19 protein-coding genes and 1 tRNA gene are annotated in these 18,427 nt (G+C 64.2%); 5 read left to right on the top strand and 15 right to left on the bottom strand.

Annotated elements, in window-relative coordinates; translation table 11 throughout:
• Positions 1 to 13 precede the first annotated feature (13 nt).
• From V6M61_RS01325 to V6M61_RS01305, 5 genes are read left to right on the top strand one after another with little or no spacing between them, the layout of a single operon-like run.
• Entirely contained in the window at positions 14 to 988 is a 975-nt protein-coding gene (locus V6M61_RS01325; protein ID WP_332774749.1) for a hypothetical protein, read from the top strand.
• Entirely contained in the window at positions 985 to 1,764 is a 780-nt protein-coding gene (locus V6M61_RS01320; protein ID WP_332774748.1) for a GntR family transcriptional regulator, read from the top strand. Before V6M61_RS01325 ends, V6M61_RS01320 begins: the two co-directional genes overlap by 4 nt.
• On the top strand, positions 1,761 to 2,690 hold the full coding sequence (locus V6M61_RS01315; RefSeq protein ID WP_332774747.1) for a BadF/BadG/BcrA/BcrD ATPase family protein: 930 nt from the start codon (positions 1,761 to 1,763) through the stop codon (positions 2,688 to 2,690). The genes V6M61_RS01320 and V6M61_RS01315 overlap by 4 nt, the downstream gene beginning before the upstream one ends.
• The gene (gene nagA / locus V6M61_RS01310) at positions 2,687 to 3,823 is read left to right on the top strand and encodes an N-acetylglucosamine-6-phosphate deacetylase (RefSeq protein WP_332774746.1); all 1,137 of its coding nucleotides are present in this window, start codon (positions 2,687 to 2,689) and stop codon (positions 3,821 to 3,823) included. The genes V6M61_RS01315 and nagA overlap by 4 nt, the downstream gene beginning before the upstream one ends.
• Entirely contained in the window at positions 3,816 to 4,826 is a 1,011-nt protein-coding gene (locus tag V6M61_RS01305; protein WP_332774745.1) for an SIS domain-containing protein, read from the top strand. Before nagA ends, V6M61_RS01305 begins: the two co-directional genes overlap by 8 nt.
• A 36-nt stretch (positions 4,827 to 4,862) precedes the next feature.
• Here V6M61_RS01305 and V6M61_RS01300 read toward each other — a convergent pair.
• The 15 genes from V6M61_RS01300 to V6M61_RS01230 all read right to left on the bottom strand — a co-directional run bounded on the left by V6M61_RS01300 (position 4,863) and on the right by V6M61_RS01230 (position 18,181).
• Positions 4,863 to 4,936: transfer RNA gene (locus V6M61_RS01300), tRNA-Gly, on the bottom strand.
• Positions 4,937 to 4,961: 25 nt separating this feature from the next.
• A complete protein-coding gene (locus tag V6M61_RS01295) occupies positions 4,962 to 5,402 on the bottom strand; it encodes a DsrE family protein (protein ID WP_332774744.1) in 441 nt (146 codons plus the stop codon).
• Complete coding sequence (locus tag V6M61_RS01290) at positions 5,399 to 6,877, bottom strand: NAD-dependent succinate-semialdehyde dehydrogenase (protein WP_332774743.1); 1,479 nt, start codon at positions 6,875 to 6,877, stop codon at positions 5,399 to 5,401. The genes V6M61_RS01295 and V6M61_RS01290 overlap by 4 nt, the downstream gene beginning before the upstream one ends.
• A 124-nt stretch (positions 6,878 to 7,001) precedes the next feature.
• Positions 7,002 to 7,658 carry a GntR family transcriptional regulator gene (locus V6M61_RS01285; RefSeq protein WP_332774742.1) on the bottom strand — a complete coding sequence of 219 codons (657 nt, stop codon included), beginning with the start codon at positions 7,656 to 7,658 and terminating at the stop codon, positions 7,002 to 7,004.
• Positions 7,651 to 8,682, bottom strand: coding sequence for a branched-chain amino acid ABC transporter permease (locus tag V6M61_RS01280; protein ID WP_332774741.1), 1,032 nt, complete (start codon positions 8,680 to 8,682; stop codon positions 7,651 to 7,653). The genes V6M61_RS01285 and V6M61_RS01280 overlap by 8 nt, the downstream gene beginning before the upstream one ends.
• Before the next feature lies 1 nt (position 8,683).
• Positions 8,684 to 9,586, bottom strand: coding sequence for a branched-chain amino acid ABC transporter permease (locus tag V6M61_RS01275; RefSeq protein WP_332774740.1), 903 nt, complete (start codon positions 9,584 to 9,586; stop codon positions 8,684 to 8,686).
• 71 nt (positions 9,587 to 9,657) lie between these two features.
• On the bottom strand, positions 9,658 to 10,851 hold the full coding sequence (locus tag V6M61_RS01270) for an ABC transporter substrate-binding protein (protein WP_332774739.1): 1,194 nt from the start codon (positions 10,849 to 10,851) through the stop codon (positions 9,658 to 9,660).
• 61 nt (positions 10,852 to 10,912) lie between these two features.
• Positions 10,913 to 11,626, bottom strand: coding sequence for an ABC transporter ATP-binding protein (locus V6M61_RS01265; RefSeq protein WP_332774738.1), 714 nt, complete (start codon positions 11,624 to 11,626; stop codon positions 10,913 to 10,915).
• Positions 11,619 to 12,377 (bottom strand): ABC transporter ATP-binding protein, encoded by a 759-nt coding sequence (locus V6M61_RS01260; RefSeq protein ID WP_332774737.1) that lies wholly within the window; start codon positions 12,375 to 12,377, stop codon positions 11,619 to 11,621. Before V6M61_RS01260 ends, V6M61_RS01265 begins: the two co-directional genes overlap by 8 nt.
• Entirely contained in the window at positions 12,374 to 13,657 is a 1,284-nt protein-coding gene (locus V6M61_RS01255; protein WP_332774736.1) for an FAD/NAD(P)-binding oxidoreductase, read from the bottom strand. The genes V6M61_RS01260 and V6M61_RS01255 overlap by 4 nt, the downstream gene beginning before the upstream one ends.
• Positions 13,658 to 13,660: 3 nt before the next feature.
• Positions 13,661 to 13,927 carry a (2Fe-2S)-binding protein gene (locus V6M61_RS01250; RefSeq protein WP_332774735.1) on the bottom strand — a complete coding sequence of 89 codons (267 nt, stop codon included), beginning with the start codon at positions 13,925 to 13,927 and terminating at the stop codon, positions 13,661 to 13,663.
• Positions 13,924 to 15,024, bottom strand: a complete 1,101-nt coding sequence (locus V6M61_RS01245) for an NAD(P)/FAD-dependent oxidoreductase (RefSeq protein ID WP_332774769.1) — start codon at positions 15,022 to 15,024, stop codon at positions 13,924 to 13,926. Before V6M61_RS01245 ends, V6M61_RS01250 begins: the two co-directional genes overlap by 4 nt.
• Positions 15,025 to 15,026: 2 nt before the next feature.
• On the bottom strand, positions 15,027 to 15,959 hold the full coding sequence (locus tag V6M61_RS01240; protein ID WP_332774734.1) for a 4-hydroxyproline epimerase: 933 nt from the start codon (positions 15,957 to 15,959) through the stop codon (positions 15,027 to 15,029).
• Between the two features lie 131 nt (positions 15,960 to 16,090).
• The gene (locus V6M61_RS01235) at positions 16,091 to 17,224 is read right to left on the bottom strand and encodes a branched-chain amino acid ABC transporter substrate-binding protein (protein WP_332774733.1); all 1,134 of its coding nucleotides are present in this window, start codon (positions 17,222 to 17,224) and stop codon (positions 16,091 to 16,093) included.
• 42 nt (positions 17,225 to 17,266) lie between these two features.
• Complete coding sequence (locus V6M61_RS01230; RefSeq protein ID WP_332774732.1) at positions 17,267 to 18,181, bottom strand: dihydrodipicolinate synthase family protein; 915 nt, start codon at positions 18,179 to 18,181, stop codon at positions 17,267 to 17,269.
• Positions 18,182 to 18,427 lie beyond the last annotated feature (246 nt).

Here is an 18,427-nt window from a genome sequence, read left to right as displayed (position 1 = left end):
GGGAGCCATTTCCATGCTGATCGAATCGTCGTGCATCCCGAAATACCGCGATCTGTCGCAGCCCGGCGACGATGTATTGGCGATCGTTCCGCAACGCCTTTATGCGGTGTTCGACGGCGCCACCGATACCGTGGGCCTGTCGATCAATGGCGAGTCCCCGGGCCGTTTTGCAGCGCGCCAGGCGGCGATGGCGATGGTGAGCACCGCTCTTGCACCCGACCATGCCGCGCGTGCGCAGGCGCGCTGGCTGATCGACATGAACCGGGCCATTGCCGAAGGCTTGCTCGCCCAGGCGCCGCCGGGCACGCGCGCCGGCACCACGGCGGCGGCGGTACTCGATTGCGGCGATGAGCTGCGCTTCTTGATCGTCGGCGACTCGGGCGTGCGCATCAACGGCACTGAGTTGATCCACCTGCACAAGGATGTGGACCGCATCTACACGGCCGGCCGCATCGCCGCCTTCAAGCGCCTGCAGACCAAAGGTTGGGTGGGCGATGCGCTGGAGCAGGGCGCGCGGCAGCTGGTTGCCAAGGGGCTGTCGCAGGCCGCGCAGTTTGGTCTGGATGCGCACGAAGTGGAGTCCATCCTGCGCGGTGCGCGGCAGGCCTGTGTGCCGCTCCTGCAACCCGACGCCGTGTCATTGGTCGAGTCGATGCTGCTGGCCGGCATCGCGCAGGGCCAGTACGGCTTCGCCAACCGCGCGGGCCATTCGCTGGGCTATGCCGTGGTCGATGGTGGCGACACGCAGGGGGCGGATCTGCTGGCTTTCAGCCGGCCCAAGTCCGAGGTGCGCAGCATTGAACTGTTCACCGACGGCTATGCGACGTGCCCGCCGGATGTGACCTTGCGCGCATGGGAAGACGAGTTTGCTCGCGTGGAGGCGCTGGACTATGCCAAGACCGCTGCCTATCCCGGCGTCAAGGGCTCGACCACTACCCAATTCAGTGACGACCGCTCGGTGCTGGTGGCGCACTTTCAATCGCCATGACGAACGCGCCATCCCAGGAACTGTTTGGGCCCGGGCGTCTCCAGCACGGCTCCGGTGCGCCGCTGTACCGCCAGCTCGCGGCCGTGATCGAGCGCGCCATCGACGACCGCGTACTGGGGCCTGGCGATGCCTTGTTGCCCGAGCGCGATATTGCGCAGCGCTGCGGCGTTTCACGCGTCACGGTGCGCAAGGCGCTGGCCGGCCTGGTCGAGCGCGGCGTGCTGAAGCAGCGTGCGGGCTCCGGCTCCTACGTTGAGCGCCCGCACCTGGAGCAATCGCTGTCGTTTCTGTATTCGTTTTCCGACGACATGCGGCGCCGGGGCATCGTCTCGACGGTGCGCTGGATCAGCCGCACGGTGACGCCCGCCACGCCCGCAGAGCAGGCCATCTTTGCGATGGAGCATAGCGAGCCAGTGTCGCGCCTGACGCGCCTGCGCATGGCCAACGGCGTGCCGCTGGCGATCGAGTGCTCGGTGCTGCCGGCGCGCGACCTGCCCGACCCGCTGATGGTGGCCGATTCGCTGTACGCCTACCTTGAAAAACTCAAGCTGCGGCCGGTGCGGGCGACCGAGCGGCTGGGCGCGGCCAACATCGGCGCGGCAGACGCAGGCATCTTGCAGATTGAACCCGGCGCCGCCGTTCTCAAGGTGCAGCGCACGGCCTATCTGGCGCAGGGGCGGGCCATCGAGTTCGCGCAGTCTTATTTTCGCGGCGATGTCTATGACTTTGTGGCCGAACTCAATGTGGCGGCGGAAATGCCGGTCGTGCAGCCATGACGACGTTCGAGTTTTTGGTTGGTGTGGATGGTGGCGGTTCCGGTACCCGGGCCGTGATCTACACCGTCGATGGTGCATTGCTGGCGCGAGCGAACGCCGGTCCGTCGGCGCTGGGCTTCGGCGCGGCGCAGGCGTGGGGCGCCATTGACAGCGCGGTGCGACAGGCTCTGACATCGGCGGGGCTGGCATTTGATCGCGCCGCCTGCGCGCTGGGCCTGGGGCTGGCCGGCGCCAATCACCCCGAGTGGCGCCGGCAGTTTCTGGTGGGTGATCCGGGCTATGCCATGGTGCATCTGGAAACCGACGGCTTTGCCTGCCTGTTGGGCGCGCACGGCGGCGCGTCGGGTGCGATGGTGGCCATGGGCACGGGCAGCATGAGCGAAAGCTGGCTGCCCGACGGCACACGCCGCAGCATCGGTGGATGGGGCTTCCCTGTGGGCGACCAAGGGGGTGGCGCCTGGCTGGGCCTGCGCGCCGTGCAGCGTTTGCAGCAGGTACTCGACGGCTTGTGTCCGGCCTGCGAGCTTACCGATGCCATATTGCAGCGCCTGGGTGGCACGCGCGAAGCGGTGTTGCGCTTTGGCATGGAAGCGGACGCCACCAGGTTTGCGCAATTGGCGCCGATGGTGTTTGTGCACGCCTCGTCCGATGCGGTGGCAGCGGCTTTGCTGGACGAAGCGGCCGAGGTTTTGCGCGGCATGATCGAAGCGCTCGATCCGCAAGCCACGCTGCCGCTGAGCCTGAGCGGCAGCGTGGCGCTTAATTTGAAGTCGCGCTTGCCACCTTCGGAGCTTCGCCCGCTGCGGCCGGCCCTACTGGATGCGGCACAGGGCGCGCTGCTGGGGCTGTGTCGCGCGCAGCCCCAGCTGCGGGTCCCGGACGCGTTGCGGGTTACGCGGCGGCCCATCGAGGAGCAAAGCGCGTGATCGCCGGCGCCATCCTGACCCCCGACGGGTTTGTGCAAGGCAAATTGCACATCGATCACGCCACCGGTCGCGTGGCGTCCATCGTGGGCCGGCCGATCGCGCAGGACGCGGTGCTACGCAGCGGCCTGCCATGGGTGCTGCCGGGCTTTATCGATACCCATGTGCATGGTGCCGGTGGCGCCGATGTGATGCAGGGCCGAGCGGCCTTGCCGACCATCGCAAGGACCGTGGCACGCCACGGCACCACAGCCTTCCTGGCCACCACCATGACGGCACCGGCTGACGAGCTGGCGCAGGCGGTGGCCGGCGTCGGTGCTTACATGCGAGAGGCGGCAGCCTCAAGGCAGCAAGGCGCGGCCCGTGTGCTGGGTGTGCATCTGGAAGGGCCCTACCTCAACAGCGTGCGACTCGGCGCCCAACCCGATTTTGTGCGCCATGCGGCATTGGCGGAACTGGGTGAGTTGTGCGCGCTGGCGCCGATTGCCTTGCTGACGCTGGCGCCCGAGGTTGACGATCACGTGGCCCTGATCCCCGCGCTACGCGAGCGCAACATCCGCGTGCAGCTGGGCCACAGCAACGCCAGCTACGAGGAAGCTTGCGCGGCGTTGGCCGGTGGGGCGGGCGGCTTTACTCATTTGTTCAACGCCATGAGCGCGCTGCATCACCGGGCACCCGGCATGGTGGGCGCGGCGCTGGCGCACGCCGAGTTTGCCGAAGTCATTCCAGACCTGCTGCATGTCCACCCCGGTGGCCTGCGCGTGGCACTGCGCAGCATTCCCAAGTTGTTTTGCGTGAGCGACTCCACCGCAGCCACCGGCATGCCCGACGGGCCCTACCTGCTGGGCCGCCAGGCCGTGCACAAATGCCTGGGCGGGGTGCGCCTGGCCGACGGGACGCTGGCCGGCAGTACGCTGACACTGGACCAGGCCTTGCGCAACCTGGTGCATGAAATCGGGCTCACGGTGGCCGAGGCCTCCATGCGGGTATCGACCTATGCGGCCGATTATTTGGGGTTGACAGAACGCGGTCGACTGTGCGTCGGCGCGTATGCCGACATGGTGGTTCTGAATGCCGGACTTGAAGTTCGGCAGGTGATGGTGGAGGGGGTGAAGATTGAACTCGCGGATGTTTGAAGAACTGCGCGAGGCCCCGCAGGTGGTGGCGCGCGCGCTGCAGCACGACCACCAGGTCTACGCCGAGGTGGTGCGCGCCCTGGACGCGCGTGCCGCGTCGGCCTGGCTGACCATTGCCCGCGGCAGCTCCGACCATGCCTCGGCCTATCTGGCTTACCTGGTGATGGCCAGGCTGGGCCGCATCGTGACCACGCTGCCGCTGTCGCTGCTGACTTTGTACCATGCACCGATTCGTGGGCGCGACGTGGCGGCGTTCGCGTTTTCGCAATCGGGCGCCAGTCCGGACCTGGTGCTGCCAACGCGCCAGTTGCGCCAGGGCGGCGCATGCACGGTCGCTTTCGTCAACGAGATGCAGTCCGACCTGGCCCGTGCGGCTGAATGGGCCATTGATCTGCGCGCCGGCGCTGAACGCAGCGTGGCCGCGACCAAGAGTTTCATCGCCCAACTGCTGGCCGGCGCGCGGCTGGTGCAGTTGCTGTTGGACGATGCCGGTTTCAGCGAGGCCTTGCAGCGTCTGCCCGACGATCTGGACGTGGCCCTGCGGCAGGACTGGTCGCCCGCACTCGACGTGTTGCGCGAGGCGCAGGGCCTGTATGTGATCGGCCGTGGCATCGGCCTGCCCATTGCGCAGGAAGCGGCCCTCAAGTTCAAGGAAACCTGTGGCCTGCATGCCGAAGCCTTCTCCGGCGCCGAAGTGCAGCACGGCCCCATGGCCCTGGCGCGGCCCGAGCACCCGCTGCTGATTTTTGCGCCTGCCGGGCCGGCTCAGCAGGATTTGCTGGCTCTAGCGGCCAACATGCGCGCACGTGGCGTGGTGGTGTTGCTGGCGGCGCCGGTCGGCACCGTCGGCGCCAACCTGAGCCTGGCGCCCGCCAGCCACGAAGATCTGAGCCCGATGCTCACGATCCAGAGCTTTTATGCCTTTGTGGAGCGGTTGTCGCGCGAACGCGGCTTCGACCCCGACGCGCCACCGCACCTATCGAAGGTGACGCGCACGCACTGAAGGTGCATGCATCCAGCCTGGGCGCTTGAAATTGGGTGGAGCGGGTGAAGGGAATCGAACCCTCGTATGAAGCTTGGGAAGCTGCCGTTCTGCCATTGAACTACACCCGCAGTGCTGTGATTATAAAAGCAGAGCTCAGGGCCGCAGGTAGGCCCAGCCTTCGCTTTGCTTTTTCATGATTTCGGTCACGCCGGCAGGCACGTAGCCCACGGCGGCATGCATGTCGTCCTTGGTCAGCTTCTGGCCGCGCATGGTGTTTTCGCAGGCCAGCACTTTCACGCCGGCCTTGCTGGCGTCGCTGATGCGGCTCGCCACCGGGGCGTCGAATTTGAGCATGCCGATGCCGGGCCCGTAAGCGACGATTTCCACGTCCACATGGGCCGCGCCCACGTCGTCCTGCAGGTTCCTGGCATTGTTGAGCGCCAGGTTCCACTTGGCCGGGTCCGCATCGCTGACCTGGATCACGATCTTGTGGCGTTTTTGAGTTGCAGCCACCGTTGTTTGTGCGTTGGCAGCTATCAAAAGTGTAGCGCTTGCGGCCAGCGCACCGGCCTGGATAAAGCTGCGGCGGTTCATTTGAGAATGTCTCCCAGGCAAAGGTATTTCATTTCAATGTATTCCTCCATGCCGTGGCTGGAGCCCTCGCGGCCCAAGCCTGACTGCTTGACGCCTCCGAAGGGTACATGTTCGGTGGCAATCACGCCAGCGTTGATGCCCACCATGCCGTATTCCAGCGCTTCAGCCACGCGGTAGATGCGTCCGATGTCGCGGCTGTAAAAGTAGCTGGCCAGGCCGAACTCGGTGTTGTTGGCGGCGTCAATCGCCTCCTGCTCCGCCTTGAAGCGGAACACCGGCGCAAACGGGCCGAAGGTTTCTTCTTTCGCGCACAGCATGTCGCCGGTGGCTTCGGAGACCACGGTGGGTTCAAAAAACTGGCCTTGCAGCTTGTGGCCGCCGGCCAGCAGCTTGCCGCCCTTGGCAACGGCATCGGCCACATGGCGCTGCACCTTGTCCACGGCCGAGTCTTCAATCAGCGGGCCTTGCATCACACCGTCTTCAAAGCCGTTGCCCACCTTGAGGGTTTTGACTTTTGCGGCAAACTTCTGCACAAACTCGTCGTACACACCGTCCTGCACATAAATTCGGTTGGCGCAGACGCAGGTCTGGCCGGCATTGCGGTATTTGCTGGCCATGGCGCCCTCGACGGCCGAGTCGATGTCGGCATCGTCAAACACGATGAAAGGCGCGTTGCCGCCCAGCTCCAGCGCGAGTTTTTTGACCGAGGGCGCGCTTTGCGCCATCAAAATACGGCCGACTTCCGTGGAGCCGGTGAAGCTGATGTGGCGCACCACGTCACTGGCGCAAAACACCTTGCCCACGGCGATGCTGTTGGCACTGTCGGCCGTGATCATGTTCAGCACGCCGGCCGGGATGCCCGCGCGCACGGCCAGCTCGGCGGCGGCCAGCGCCGTCAGCGGTGTCAGCTCAGCCGGCTTGATGACGACCGGGCAACCTGCGGCCAGGGCCGGGGCCACCTTGCGCGTGATCATGGCCAGCGGGAAGTTCCAGGGCGTGATGGCGGCGCAGACGCCGATAGGCTGCTTGATCACCATCAGGCGGCGGCTGTTGTCAAACTGGGGCAGGGTTTCGCCGTTGACGCGCTTGGCTTCTTCGGCGAACCACTCGACAAAGCTGGCGCCGTAGGCCACCTCGCCCTTGGCCTCGGCAAAAGGCTTGCCCTGCTCGGCCGTCATGATGCGGCCAATGTCTTCCTGATTCGCCATCAGCAATTGGTACCACTTCATCAAAATCGCGTGGCGCTCCTTGCCGGTCTTGCTGCGCCAGGCCGGCCAGGCGGCGTTGGCCGCAGCCACGGCGGCTTCGGCGTCGGCCGGACCCAGGTTGGCCACATCGGTGAGCTTCAGGCCAGTGGATGGGTCGTTCACGTCAAAACGGGCAGCACCCTTGACCCACTGACCGTTGATCAGCGCGTCGGTCTTGAGCAGAGATGGGTCTTTGAGCAGGGCGAGGGGCGATGTCTTCATGTCCATGGGGAGTTCTCCTGAGAGGATGGGGGCAGATGGCCCGGGTGATTATTTAAGCGGTAAAGTCGTTTTGTCAGTTTTCGAGCAAGGCTCATGGCGGGAGCTGACGCAACTGTTGCAACGGCGGTTTTCAGCTGTCAATCACCCGCCGGGCAAAGCGTTCAAGGTAGTCCATCAGTTGATCGGCGCCGTGCACGGCTGCTTTCTCGTCGCCGGTGGCAATACCCTGGGCCAGCTCCATGTGGTGGCGGGCGCCTTCGGCAATTTCCCCCTCGTGCTGGTAGGCATACCAGAATCGCCGGCATTGCACGACCAGCGGCACCACGCATTTGACCGCCGAATGGTTCTGGCTGGCCTGGTGGTTGACCTCGTCGAGTTCATGGTCGGCCCGCATGTAGTCTTCGAGGTGCCCACGTGCCGCCGCCTTCATCATTTTTTCGGCACAGCGCACGATCTCCTGGCGCTGCGCTGCCGTTGCGCGGCGCGCAGCGCACGCGGCGATGAGGCGTTCGAGCACCCGGCGCGTCTGGATCACATCCAGGTGGTCTGCCAGATCGATGTGGGAGACCAGTAGTCCGCGTCGTGGCTGCTGGTCTATGAGTCCGGTCGACACCATGCGCAGCAGCGCCTCGCGCACCGGCGTGCGGCCGAGCTGGGTCAGCTCGACCAGTTCCGCTTCGACCACCGGGCTGCCCGGCTCGAGCCGCAGCGTGGAAATCAGCGCCTCGATCGCATCATAGGCAAGATCAGCGGCGCGACGCTTCGTTGGGAAGGGAGGTCTAGGCATCGAGGACTGTGGCATGGTGGCGTTTGAGTTGTCGGCGCTGCAGCAGAGCTTGCCACTCACCGACCAGGCCTCTTCGGAAGAACGAGACGCATACGATGAAGGTCAGGCCAATAATGATTGTAACGACACCGCCGAGTTGGGCCAGATGGTTTTGCAGGCTGACCACCAGCGTGGCGCCGACCACCGGCCCCCAGCCCGTGGCAAGACCGCCGAGCAGCGTCATCAGCAGTACTTCGGTCGAAGTCGAGAGCATGACATCGTTGAGCGCCGAGAGCTGCAGGACCAGGGCCTTGAGCGAACCGGCCAGACCGGCGAGCGCGGCCGACAGCATGAAGGCGTAAAGCTTGCAGCGGTCGGTATCGTAGCCCAGCGAGATGGCGCGCGGTGCGTTGTCGCGCAAGGCCTTGAGCACCTGGCCGAACGGGGAGTGCACGATCCGGTGAATCAGCAGGAACGCGAGCACGAACACGCCGAGCGTGAAGTAGTACATGTGGTTATCGGCTGACAGGTCGACGAGCCCGAGCAGCTTGCCGCGCGGAATGCCCTGCATGCCGTCTTCCCCGCCGGTCCAGGGGATTTGCACCGCCAGAAAGTAGGCCACTTGCGAGAGCGCGAGCGTGATCATCGAGAAATAGATGCCGGTGCGCCGGATGGCCAGCTTGCCAATCGTCCAGCCAATGCCGGTGGCGACCACCACACCCGCAAGAATCGCGAGTTCGACCGGAAAGCCTTTGTTGGCGAAGCGGATCATGAGGATGCCGGTGGTGTAGCCGGACCAGCCGAAAAAGGCGGCATGGCCGAACGACACCAGGCCGGTAAAACCGATCAGCAGGTTGAAGGCCAGTGCGAAAAGCGCATAGCACAGCACCTTCATGATGAAGACCGGGTAAGCGATTTCCGGGAAGGCCGGTACCAGCAAGGCCGGTAGCAGCAACACCAGCAGGATGCGGATGGAGGTGGGGACCGCCGGGAGGCGGGAGGCGGGAAGGGTGAATGGGATGGATCGGGTGGATGAGGCGCTCATTTCATTTCTCCTTGCCGAACAGGCCGGCGGGCCGGGTGAGCAGCACCAGCGCCATGATGACGAACACCACCACGGTGGCGGCTTCCGGGTAAAACACCTTGGTCAGCCCTTCCAGCAGGCCGAGGCCCAGGCCGGTGAAGATCGCACCGAAGATAGAGCCCAGCCCGCCGATGACCACCACGGCAAACACGATGTTGAGGAGGTTGGCGCCCATCAGCGGATTGACCTGCATGATGGGCGCTGCCATCACGCCGGCAATGCCCGCCAAGGCCACGCCGAAGCCGTAGGTCAGCGTGATCATCAACGGAATGTTCACGCCAAACGCCTGCAGCAGCTTGGGGTTTTCGGTGCCGGCACGCAGCAGCGCGCCCAGCTTGGTTTTCTCGAACAGGTACCAGGTTGCGGCGCAAATCGTGAGTGAGGCCACGACCACGAAGCCGCGGTAGACCGGCAGGTACATGAAACCGAGATCCACGCCGCCCTTGAGCAGGTCCGGCGGGTCATAACTGGCGCCTGAGATGCCGTAGAAATGGCGCAGCGCGCCTTCCAGCACCAGCGCCACGCCGAAGGTCAGCAGCAGCCCGTAAAGATGGTCGAGGTGGTACAGGCGTTTGAGCAGCGTCTTTTCCAGCAGCACGCCCAGCGCCCCGACGATCAGCGGCGCCAGGACCAGCGCCACCCAGAAGTTGATCTGGAACTCCGGACCAAGCAACAGGGGAAGTTGCGAGAAACCCATCCACGCCAGGAACGCAGCCAGCATGAACTGCGCGCCATGCGTGAAGTTGATGATGTTGAGCAGGCCGAAGATGATGGCCAGCCCCATGCTGAGCAGTGCGTAGAAGCAGCCGTTGATGAGCCCGACCAGCAATTGGGCCAGAAGGGCTTGTGAGGAAATATCGAACATGGTGTGTGCGTGCTGGCTGGAGGTACGACCGCCGTCCTCTTGTTGGAGGGACGGCCGCACGCAGCGCTTGCTTAGTGGCTGATGGCGCAGGCCGGATTGACGGGCGGAAATACATCGGGACCCTTGAGCACCGCCTTGACCTTGTAGTAGTCCCAGGGCGCCTTGGACTCGGCCGGGCTCTTCACCTGCAGCAGCAGCATGTCGTGCACCAGCGCGCCGTCCTCACGCAGCTTGCCGTTGCGAATCACGGCATCGTTGATCGTCATCTTGCGCAGTTGCGTCATCACCGCCTTGGCTTCGTCGGTGCCGGCGGCCTGCACGGCCTTCAGGTAGTTGAGCGTGGCCGAGTAGACGCCAGCCTGGGCGGCCGTCGGCATGCGCTTGTGCTTTTCGAAGAACTTGCGCGACCAGGCGCGCGATTTGTCGTCCAGATCCCAGTAGAAGGCTTCGCTCAGGTACATGCCCTGGGCCTTGTCCAGGCCGATGCTGTGCACATCGGAGATGTAGGTCAGCAGCGGCGCCACCACCTGCTTGCGGGTGATGCCATATTCGTTGGCCTGCTTGATGGCGTTGATCGTGTCGTTGCCGGCGTTCGCCAGTGCGATCACATCGGCCTTGGAGGCCTGCGCCTTGAGCAGAAAGGAGGAGAAGTCATTGCCCGGGAACGGATGGCGCGAGTTGCCGACGATGCTGCCGCCGTTGGCTTTGATGACTTCGGTGGCGTCCTTCTCCAGTGAGTGCCCGAAGGTGTAGTCGGCGGTGATGAAATACCACGACTTCTTGCCTTCCTTGACCAGCGCGCGCGCCGTACCTGCCGCAAGCGCATAGGTGTTGGTGGTCCACTGCGCATTGAGCGGCGAACATTTCTCACCCAGAATCGCGGTGGCGAGCCCCGAGGAGGGCATGCTCACACGGTTTTTCTGCCTGGCAATCTCCATCACGGCCAGCGCGGTGGAGGAGGTCGGAAAGTCGGTCACCATGTCTACCTTGCTCTGGTCGAACCAGCCGCGCGCGAGGTTGGCCGCCACGTCGGGCTTGTTCTGGTGATCGGCAAAGACGAGCTCGACGGGCTTGCCGAGCACCTTGCCGCCCATTTCCTCGATGGCCAGGCGTGCGGCAACCACCGAGCCCTGGCCCGAGAGGTCGGAATAGACGCCGGACAGATCGTTGAGCACGCCGATCTTGACCACATCGTCACTGACTTGGGCCTGCGCCGCGAAGCCCATGCAGGCGACGAGGCAGGCGCTGAGTTTGTTGAGATTCATGAGGAACTCCATGGAAGATTGAAAGGAGAGGGGTGGGGAGGGAAACGGTGGAATGGTCGGCTCAAATGCCCAGCAGTTCATTGAGGCGGTCCTGCCTGGCATCGACTTCGCTGCGGTCAATCATTTCGACGACCTGGCCGTGCTCGATCACGTAGTGGCGGTCGGCCAGGTGTTTGGCGAAGCGAAAGTTCTGCTCGACCAGCACCAGCGTGAAACCCTGCGCCTTGAGCTCGCGGATGACCTGGCCGAGCTTTTGCACGATGACGGGTGCCAGCCCTTCGGTGATTTCGTCCAGCAGCAAGAGCTTGGCGCCGGTTCGCAGAATGCGGGCCATGGCGAGCATCTGCTGCTCGCCGCCCGACAGCCGTGTGCCGGGGCTGTGGGCGCGTTCCTTGAGGTTGGGAAACATGGCGTAGATCTGCTCGAGCGTCATGCCGTTGTCGCCCACCTCGGGCAGCAGCGTGAGGTTCTCCTCGGCGGTCAGTGATGCATAGATGCCGCGCTCTTCCGGGCAGTAGCCTATCCCGAAGCGCGCGATGCGATGCGGCGGCAGGGCGATGACTTCCTTGCCTGCCACATGGATGGACCCCGCGCGCTTGTCGATCAGGCCCAGGATGGCGCGCAGCGTCGAGGTGCGCCCCGCGCCGTTGCGGCCCAGCAGCGTCACGCATTCGCCGGCGCGGACTTCCAGGTTGATGCCTTGCAGCACATGGGATTCTCCGTACCAGGCATGCAGGTCGCGGATGGACAGCATGGTTGGGCTTGAATCAGACATTTTCTTCGGTCCCCATATAAGCTTCACGCACCGCGGGATCGACCGACACCTCGGCATACGGTCCCTCGGCCAGGATTTCGCCGCGTTGCAGCACGGTGATCGTGTCGCTGATGTCGGCCACGACCTTCATGTTGTGTTCGACCATGAGAATGGTGCGGTGCGCCGACACTTGTTTGATCAGGTCCTTCACACGGTCCACGTCCTCATGGCCCATGCCCTGCGTGGGTTCGTCAAGCAGCAGCAGCTCGGGGTCGAGCGCCAGCGTGGTGGCGATCTCCAGCGTGCGCTTGCGCCCATAGGGCAGATCGCCGGCCAGCAATGACGCGAAGGAGGCGAGCCCGACCTGCTCCAGCAGGGCCATCGCGCGGGCGTTGAGGCTGTGCAGCGAGGCGCTCGACTGCCAGAAGCGGTAGTCAACCCCCAGCTTGCGCTGCAAGGCGATTTTCACGTTTTCCAGAGCGCTGAACTGCGGAAAAACAGCCGAAATCTGGAACGATCGCACGATGCCGCGGCGCGCGGTCTGCGCCGGCTTTTCCTGTGTGATGTTGGTGTCGTTGAACAGGATTTGCCCTGCGTTCGGGATGTGGAACTTGGTCAGCAGGTTAAAGACGGTCGTCTTGCCGGCGCCGTTCGGCCCAATCAACGCATGGATGGTTCCGCGCTTGACGCGCAGGTTGACGTTGCGCACGGCGACGAAGCCGCGGAACTCCTTGGTCAGTCCCTTGGTTTCAAGAATGATGTCTTTGTTCATGTGGGTGACTTAAGTTTTGACGCGTCTGCGTTGAGCGCCAATGTGGCAATGCGTGCAGGCGAGATTGGCGTACGCGGCGCGGGCTGTGGCCAACCAAACAGAAACTGCGTGGCGCCGCCGCAGACGCGGCCCTGGCAGGCACCCATGCCGCAGCGGCTGTGCAGCTTTGCCGCAGTCCAGCTTTCGAAGCCGCACAGCTGCTCATGGCTCACGTCTTCACACCGGCACACCAGGGTGTCGGGCGCGGCCAGTTGTTTCAAGCCGGGATGGAGCGCGAAGCGGGTGTGCAAAGCCGTTGCGAAGGCCTCCCAGCGCTGCCGCTGGGGCCACAGCTGCCGGGCTTGATCCAGCTGACCCATGGCCGCGTGGCCGGCAATGGCGCCCTGCACCAGGGCGCGCTCGCTGCCGCCGAAGCCGGTGCATTCACCGGCGGCGTAATGGTCGGGCAGGCTGCTGGCCTGCCAGGCGTCGACCGCAATGGCGTGTTGTGCATTCAGGGCGCAGCCCAGCGCCTGGCCGAGCTGGGTGTTGGGAATCAGGCCGAAGCCGCAGGCCAGGCGGTCGCAAGCGATGTCCAGCGTACGTGCACCCTGCTGCAGGCGTACCGACTCCACGCGGCCCTGGCCCGCAGCCGCCACGACGTGGCTGGACAGGCGATAGCCCGGATGCATGAGCGTCAAGGCCTGCAGGGCCTTGCCGGGCCAGCGCACCAGCGAAGCGGCAAAAGCGGCCACCGCGCCGGTGGACGCCTGTTCGGCTACCCGCAGCACCTGCGCACCGGCGGCCTGGGCCGCGGCCGCGACCGCCAGCAACAGCGGGCCGCTGCCCGCCACCACAATGCGCTCGCCGCGTACCGGCAGGCCACCCTTGATCAGGGCCTGCAGTCCACCAGCACCGGTGACGCCGGGCAAGGTCCAGCCCGGAAACGGCAGCAGCAGTTCGCGTGCGCCGGTGCACACAATCAGCTTGTCATAGCTCAAGCTCCAGCCGCGATCGGCGTCTTCCAGCAGCAGCTGTTTGGGCTGCGGCACGGCCACGATGCGGGTGCCGGACAGCAGCCGCACATTGCGGTGGCGGGCCAGGGCTTCACGCCGCTGCAGTGCGGCGCGGGGCAGATGGGCGCCGGGGCCGTCGCGCCAGATCTGGCCGCCGGGGGCCGGGTTGTCATCGATCAGCGTGATGGCCGCGCCCGTGGGGGCTGCCGCCAATGCTGCAGCCATGCCCGCCGGTCCTGCGCCGACGATCAGCAGATCGCAATGTTCCGGGGAAGGGATGGCCATGGTTCAGGCTCCCGCCATGGCTGCGGTCTGCACCGCCATGCCCTCAACGCACAGCGTCTGGCAGGCTAGGCGGCGCTGGCCGTTAATCAAGACCCGGCATTCCTGGCAGATGCCCATGCCGCAGAACGCTGCGCGCCGCTCGCCGCTGACGGAGATGCGCGTGATGCCGGTGCCCACGATGTACAGCGCTGCGGCCACCGTGACACCTTCAGGCACACGTTGTGGCTGGCCATCAAGCTGGATTTCGACATGGCTGGGCAGGCTGTTCATGCGGCCATTCCAAAACGCTGCGGCAGGTAAGGCGCTGGGTCAAGTTCGGCCCGGCGCCCGGTGATCTGTGCGGCCAGCAGCTGGGCGCTGGCCGGGGCGGTCGTCACGCCCAGGCCTTCGTGGCCCACGGCCAGCCAGAGCCCGGGGCGCTGCGGATGTGGCCCCAGCAGCGGCAGGCTGTCGGGGGTGGCGGCGCGCAGGCCGGTCCAGCAGCGGATGGCGTTGAGATCGGCCAGGGCTGGCATATAGCCAAGCGCCCGCTCCAGCATCTGCGCCAGCATATCGGCATCCACTTCGGGGGAGCTGTCATCGAACTGGCGTGACGAGCCGATCAGTAGTTGCCCGGTAGGGCGTGGCTGCAGGTTGAACGCCACCGAGGGGCCGGTGCTGTGGTGTGCGCTGGTGACGTAGCCCAGTTCCACCAGCTGGTGACGGACCTGGCCCGGGTAGCGGTCGGTAATCAGCAGATGGCCCTTCTTCGGGCGGATCGGCAGTTCGGGGCACAGCTGCGTGGCATGGACGCCATTGGCCAGCAGCACGGCGCCGGCGTCAAGCCAGCTGTTGCCGGCCAGCCGAACGCGGGCACCCTCAATCTCCAGCACTTCGGCGTGCTGTACACGAATCTGCTTCGGGTAATGCGCCAGCAGCCAGCGCGCCGCGTTGGGCGCATAGACCACGCTGTCGCCTGGCACATGCAAGGCGCCACACAGGCCGGGGCGCAGTGCCGGCTCCAGGGCCTGCAGTGTTTGCGCATCGATCAGGTCGCAGGCCACCTCGTGCGCGCGCAGCCGCTCCTGCTTGTCATGGGCCGCCGCCATTTCCTCGTCGTTCGCGGCCAGCCACAACGTGCCGCAGGGGTGCCAGGCACAGTCCGCGGCCATCGCGTCGGCCCACTGCCGCCACACGCCAAGCGAATGGCGGCTGAGCGCGAGCTCGGCGGGGTTGTCGTCCATCACCACCAGATGGCCCATGCCCGCCGCCGTGGCACCGCCCCGGCGGTCGTCGAGCACCAGCACGTCCAGTCCGGCACGTGCCAGCTCATGCGCGCAGGCGCTGCCTACGATGCCGGCACCGATGACGATGACGTCTGCGTCCAGGGTCACAACCGTATGCCCCAGCCAAATGGATCGTCGGCCTCGATCAGCAGCGTGGCTTCTGCGCTCATATGGGCGCGCCCGCGCAGCGTGGGGATGATGTGGTCGCCATCGCGCTCAAAGCTGGCTTCGAACTGGCTGCCGATCACGCTGGCCTGGTGCCAGATTTCACCCGGCGCGAGCTTGCCGTCGGCCGCCAGGCAGGCGATCTTGGCGCTGGTGCCGGTGCCGCAGGGCGAGCGGTCGTAGGCCTTGCCGGGGCACAGCACGAAGTTGCGGCTGTCCGCCACCTCATCGTCGGCAAACAGCTCGATGTGGTCGATCTCAGCGCCCTCCGCACCGGTGATGCCCTGGGCCGCCAATGCTTCGCGCAGCGCCCAGCTGTAGGCGGTGAGGGCGTCGAGGTTGTTGCTGGCCACGCGCTGGCCATGTTCACTGACCAAGAAGAACCAGTTGCCGCCCCAGGCCACGTCGCCGCGCACTGTCCCGTGGCCGGGCACGGTCACGGCGACCTGGTGCAGATGGCGCCAGGCGGGCACGTTGCGCACGCTGACCGAGCGATCCGCATGCAGCGTGGCCTCGACCGTGCCCACCGGCGTCTCTATGCGGTGCACGCCCGGCTGGATGCGGCCCATGTGGGCCAGCGTGGCCACCAGCCCGATGGTGCCGTGGCCGCACATGCCCAGGTAGCCGGTGTTGTTGAAAAAAATCACGCCGGCACTGGCATCGGCGGCGACCGGTGTACACAGCAAGGCGCCCACAATGACATCGCTGCCGCGCGGCTCCAGCACCGTGGCGGTGCGCCAGGCATCATGCTGCTGCGCCAGCACGGCGCGGCGCTCGGCCATGCTGCCGCTTCCCAAATCGGGGAAGCCATCAATAACCAGGCGCGTGGGTTCCCCGCCCGTGTGGGAGTCGATGATCTGGATGCGTTTCATGGGTGTTTCCGTCATGCCGTTGATGATTCGTGCCGTGAGACTCACAAGAAAACAGTGAAAACAATAGGGCAGCTGGCATTGCCCTATTCCTCCTATTCCTTCAACTCAGCGGCTCAAGAAAGCAGACCGCATCAATAACTTGCCAGTGGAACCGGCAAAGCATTCTTGAAGGTGAAAACCGTGACAGGAGCCTGTTTCATATTGCCTTTTTCGTCGTAGGCATAGGTGCCGGCAACCCCTTTGTAGCTGGATTTATAGATTTCTGCGCCTACTTTGTTCGGGTCTGTCGAGTTGGCTTTCTGCATGGCCTGGCCAATGAACAAGGTTTGGTCGTAAAACGAAGCCGCATAGGCATCCGCATCAAGATTGAACCGTTTTTTGTATTTCGCCTTGAATGCGGGGCCATCCGTGGCTTTTTCCAGGATCGAGCCGCCTTGCGCGCAGAAAACGGTATCGTTGACAGCGTCCGCTGCAAGCTTTCCCATTTCCGGGCTGCACAGCGTATCGCCGCCCAATAATTTGGCGGGTATCGCCAGTTGCTTCATTTGCCGCGTCAGCGGTGCGGCTTGCGGTGCATAACCGCCGAAGAAAATAACTTCGGGCTGCTTGGCTTTCAAGTTGGTCAATATGGATGAGAAGTCAACCGATTTGTCCGTGGTGTACTCCTGCCCCACGATGGTGAGACCCAAAGTTTTCGCTTCCTTGAGGAATTCATCCGCCACGCCCTGGCCAAACGCGGTACGGTCATCAATCACGGCAACCTTCTTGACCTTGAGCACCTTGGCCGCATAGACCGCCATGCTGGAGCCAATTTGATTGTCGCCGGCAATGATGCGAAACAGGTTTTTGTAGCCGCCCTGGGTGACTTTGGGATTGGTGCCGACCGTGGACATCATGGCGCCACCCTCGCTATAGACCCGCGACGCAGGAATGGCCACGCCAGAACAATAGGGCCCCATGACATATTTGACACCGCCATCCACCAGTTTCTGGGCGGCGCTGACGCCTGATTTGGCGTCACACTGGTCATCCTCGGACTGCAGTTCAAATTTGAGCACCTTGCCCGCGACCATGATTTTTTTGGCATTGAGCTCTTCAATCGCCAGGCGCACGCCATTTTCATTGTCTTTCCCTGCAAACGCGTTGGCGCCTGACAGCGGACCGGTGTGGCCTATTTTGACCACCTGCTCCTGGGCATTCGCATGGCCTGCCAGCGCAATGGCCATGACGCCAAGAAGCGGAATCATGCTTGGTTTGATTTTCATACCTGTCTCCTGAAATTTCGGGTCGTTTTAATAGGGCTGCCGTCAGGCAACCGACTGGTATTGAACCGGCCGTGTCGCCAGCGCTTTTTTCACGATCGTTTCAATGGCTTCGCGCTCGGCGCCTATCAGCGGCAGGCGTGGACGGCGCATGTGCTCGGTGCTCACGCCGGCCAATACGTCGATCAATTTGAGGTTTTGCACCAGCTTGGTGGACACGTCCAGGTGCAGCATGGGCGTCATCCACTGGTAGAGCTTGAGGGCCTCGGCGAACTTGCCGGCCTTCATCAGGTCGTACAGCGCCACGGTTTCGCGCGGGAAGGTGCAGCCGACACCGGCGAGCAGGCCGTCGCAGCCCAGTGCCAGGCCTTCATAGGCCAGGTCATCCACGCCTAGGAAGAGCTGATAGCGGTTGCCCACCGTGTTGCGCAGGTCGGTGATGCGGCGGATGTTGTCCGAGCTTTCCTTGATCGCGACTATCCACTCGCAGTCGGCCAGTTCGGCCATGTGCTCGGGCCTGAGGTCCACGCGGTAGGCGACCGGGTTGTTGTAGACCATGATGGGCTTTTTCGCGGCCTCGGCCATGGTGCGTACATTCAGCATGGCCTCGCGTGCGTCGGCCACGTAGATGACCGAGGGCATCACCATGAAACCGTCCACACCGAGTTCGTTGGCGCCACGGATGTAGCGCAGCGCTTCGCGGGTGCTGGTTTCCGAGACGTTGGCAAGCACGGGGACGCGGCCCTTGCTGGCCTTGAGGGCGATGTCGGCGACCTGGAGCTTTTCTTCCAGCGTCAGCGTGCTGGCTTCGCCCAGCGAGCCGCAGGTGACGAGGCCGTGAATGCCGTTGCGGATCTGGAAGTCGATGTGTTTGGCCGTGCCTTCGGCATCGATGCGCTCGTCGGCGTGGAATTTGGTGGTGATGGCGGGAAAAATGCCTTGCCAGCGTGGGTTGTTCATGAAAATTGCTCTTTCTGCGGTTGGGTTGGGAGGGTGTCAGGTCGATGTATGTAGATATATTAAGAAGATATTTGAAATATCTTTATTGGGGTATTCGGCAGTGTGCAAATTGGCCGTTTTGGTGTATAGGGGACTGTTCACGCTATTTATGGGGGATGCGTTGCGAGCCAAAAAGGCCATGAGCAAGGCGCAAAACCTATAATCTATTGTTCAAATAAATCAAGCAGTTAGCGTGATCTGCGCCTT

Origin of the sequence: Polaromonas sp. (genome assembly GCF_036676035.1) — a bacterium.
GTDB lineage: Bacteria > Pseudomonadota > Gammaproteobacteria > Burkholderiales > Burkholderiaceae_C > Polaromonas.
The sequence above is the reverse complement of the archived record's forward strand: the minus strand, read 5'-3'. Positions and strand labels throughout refer to the sequence as shown.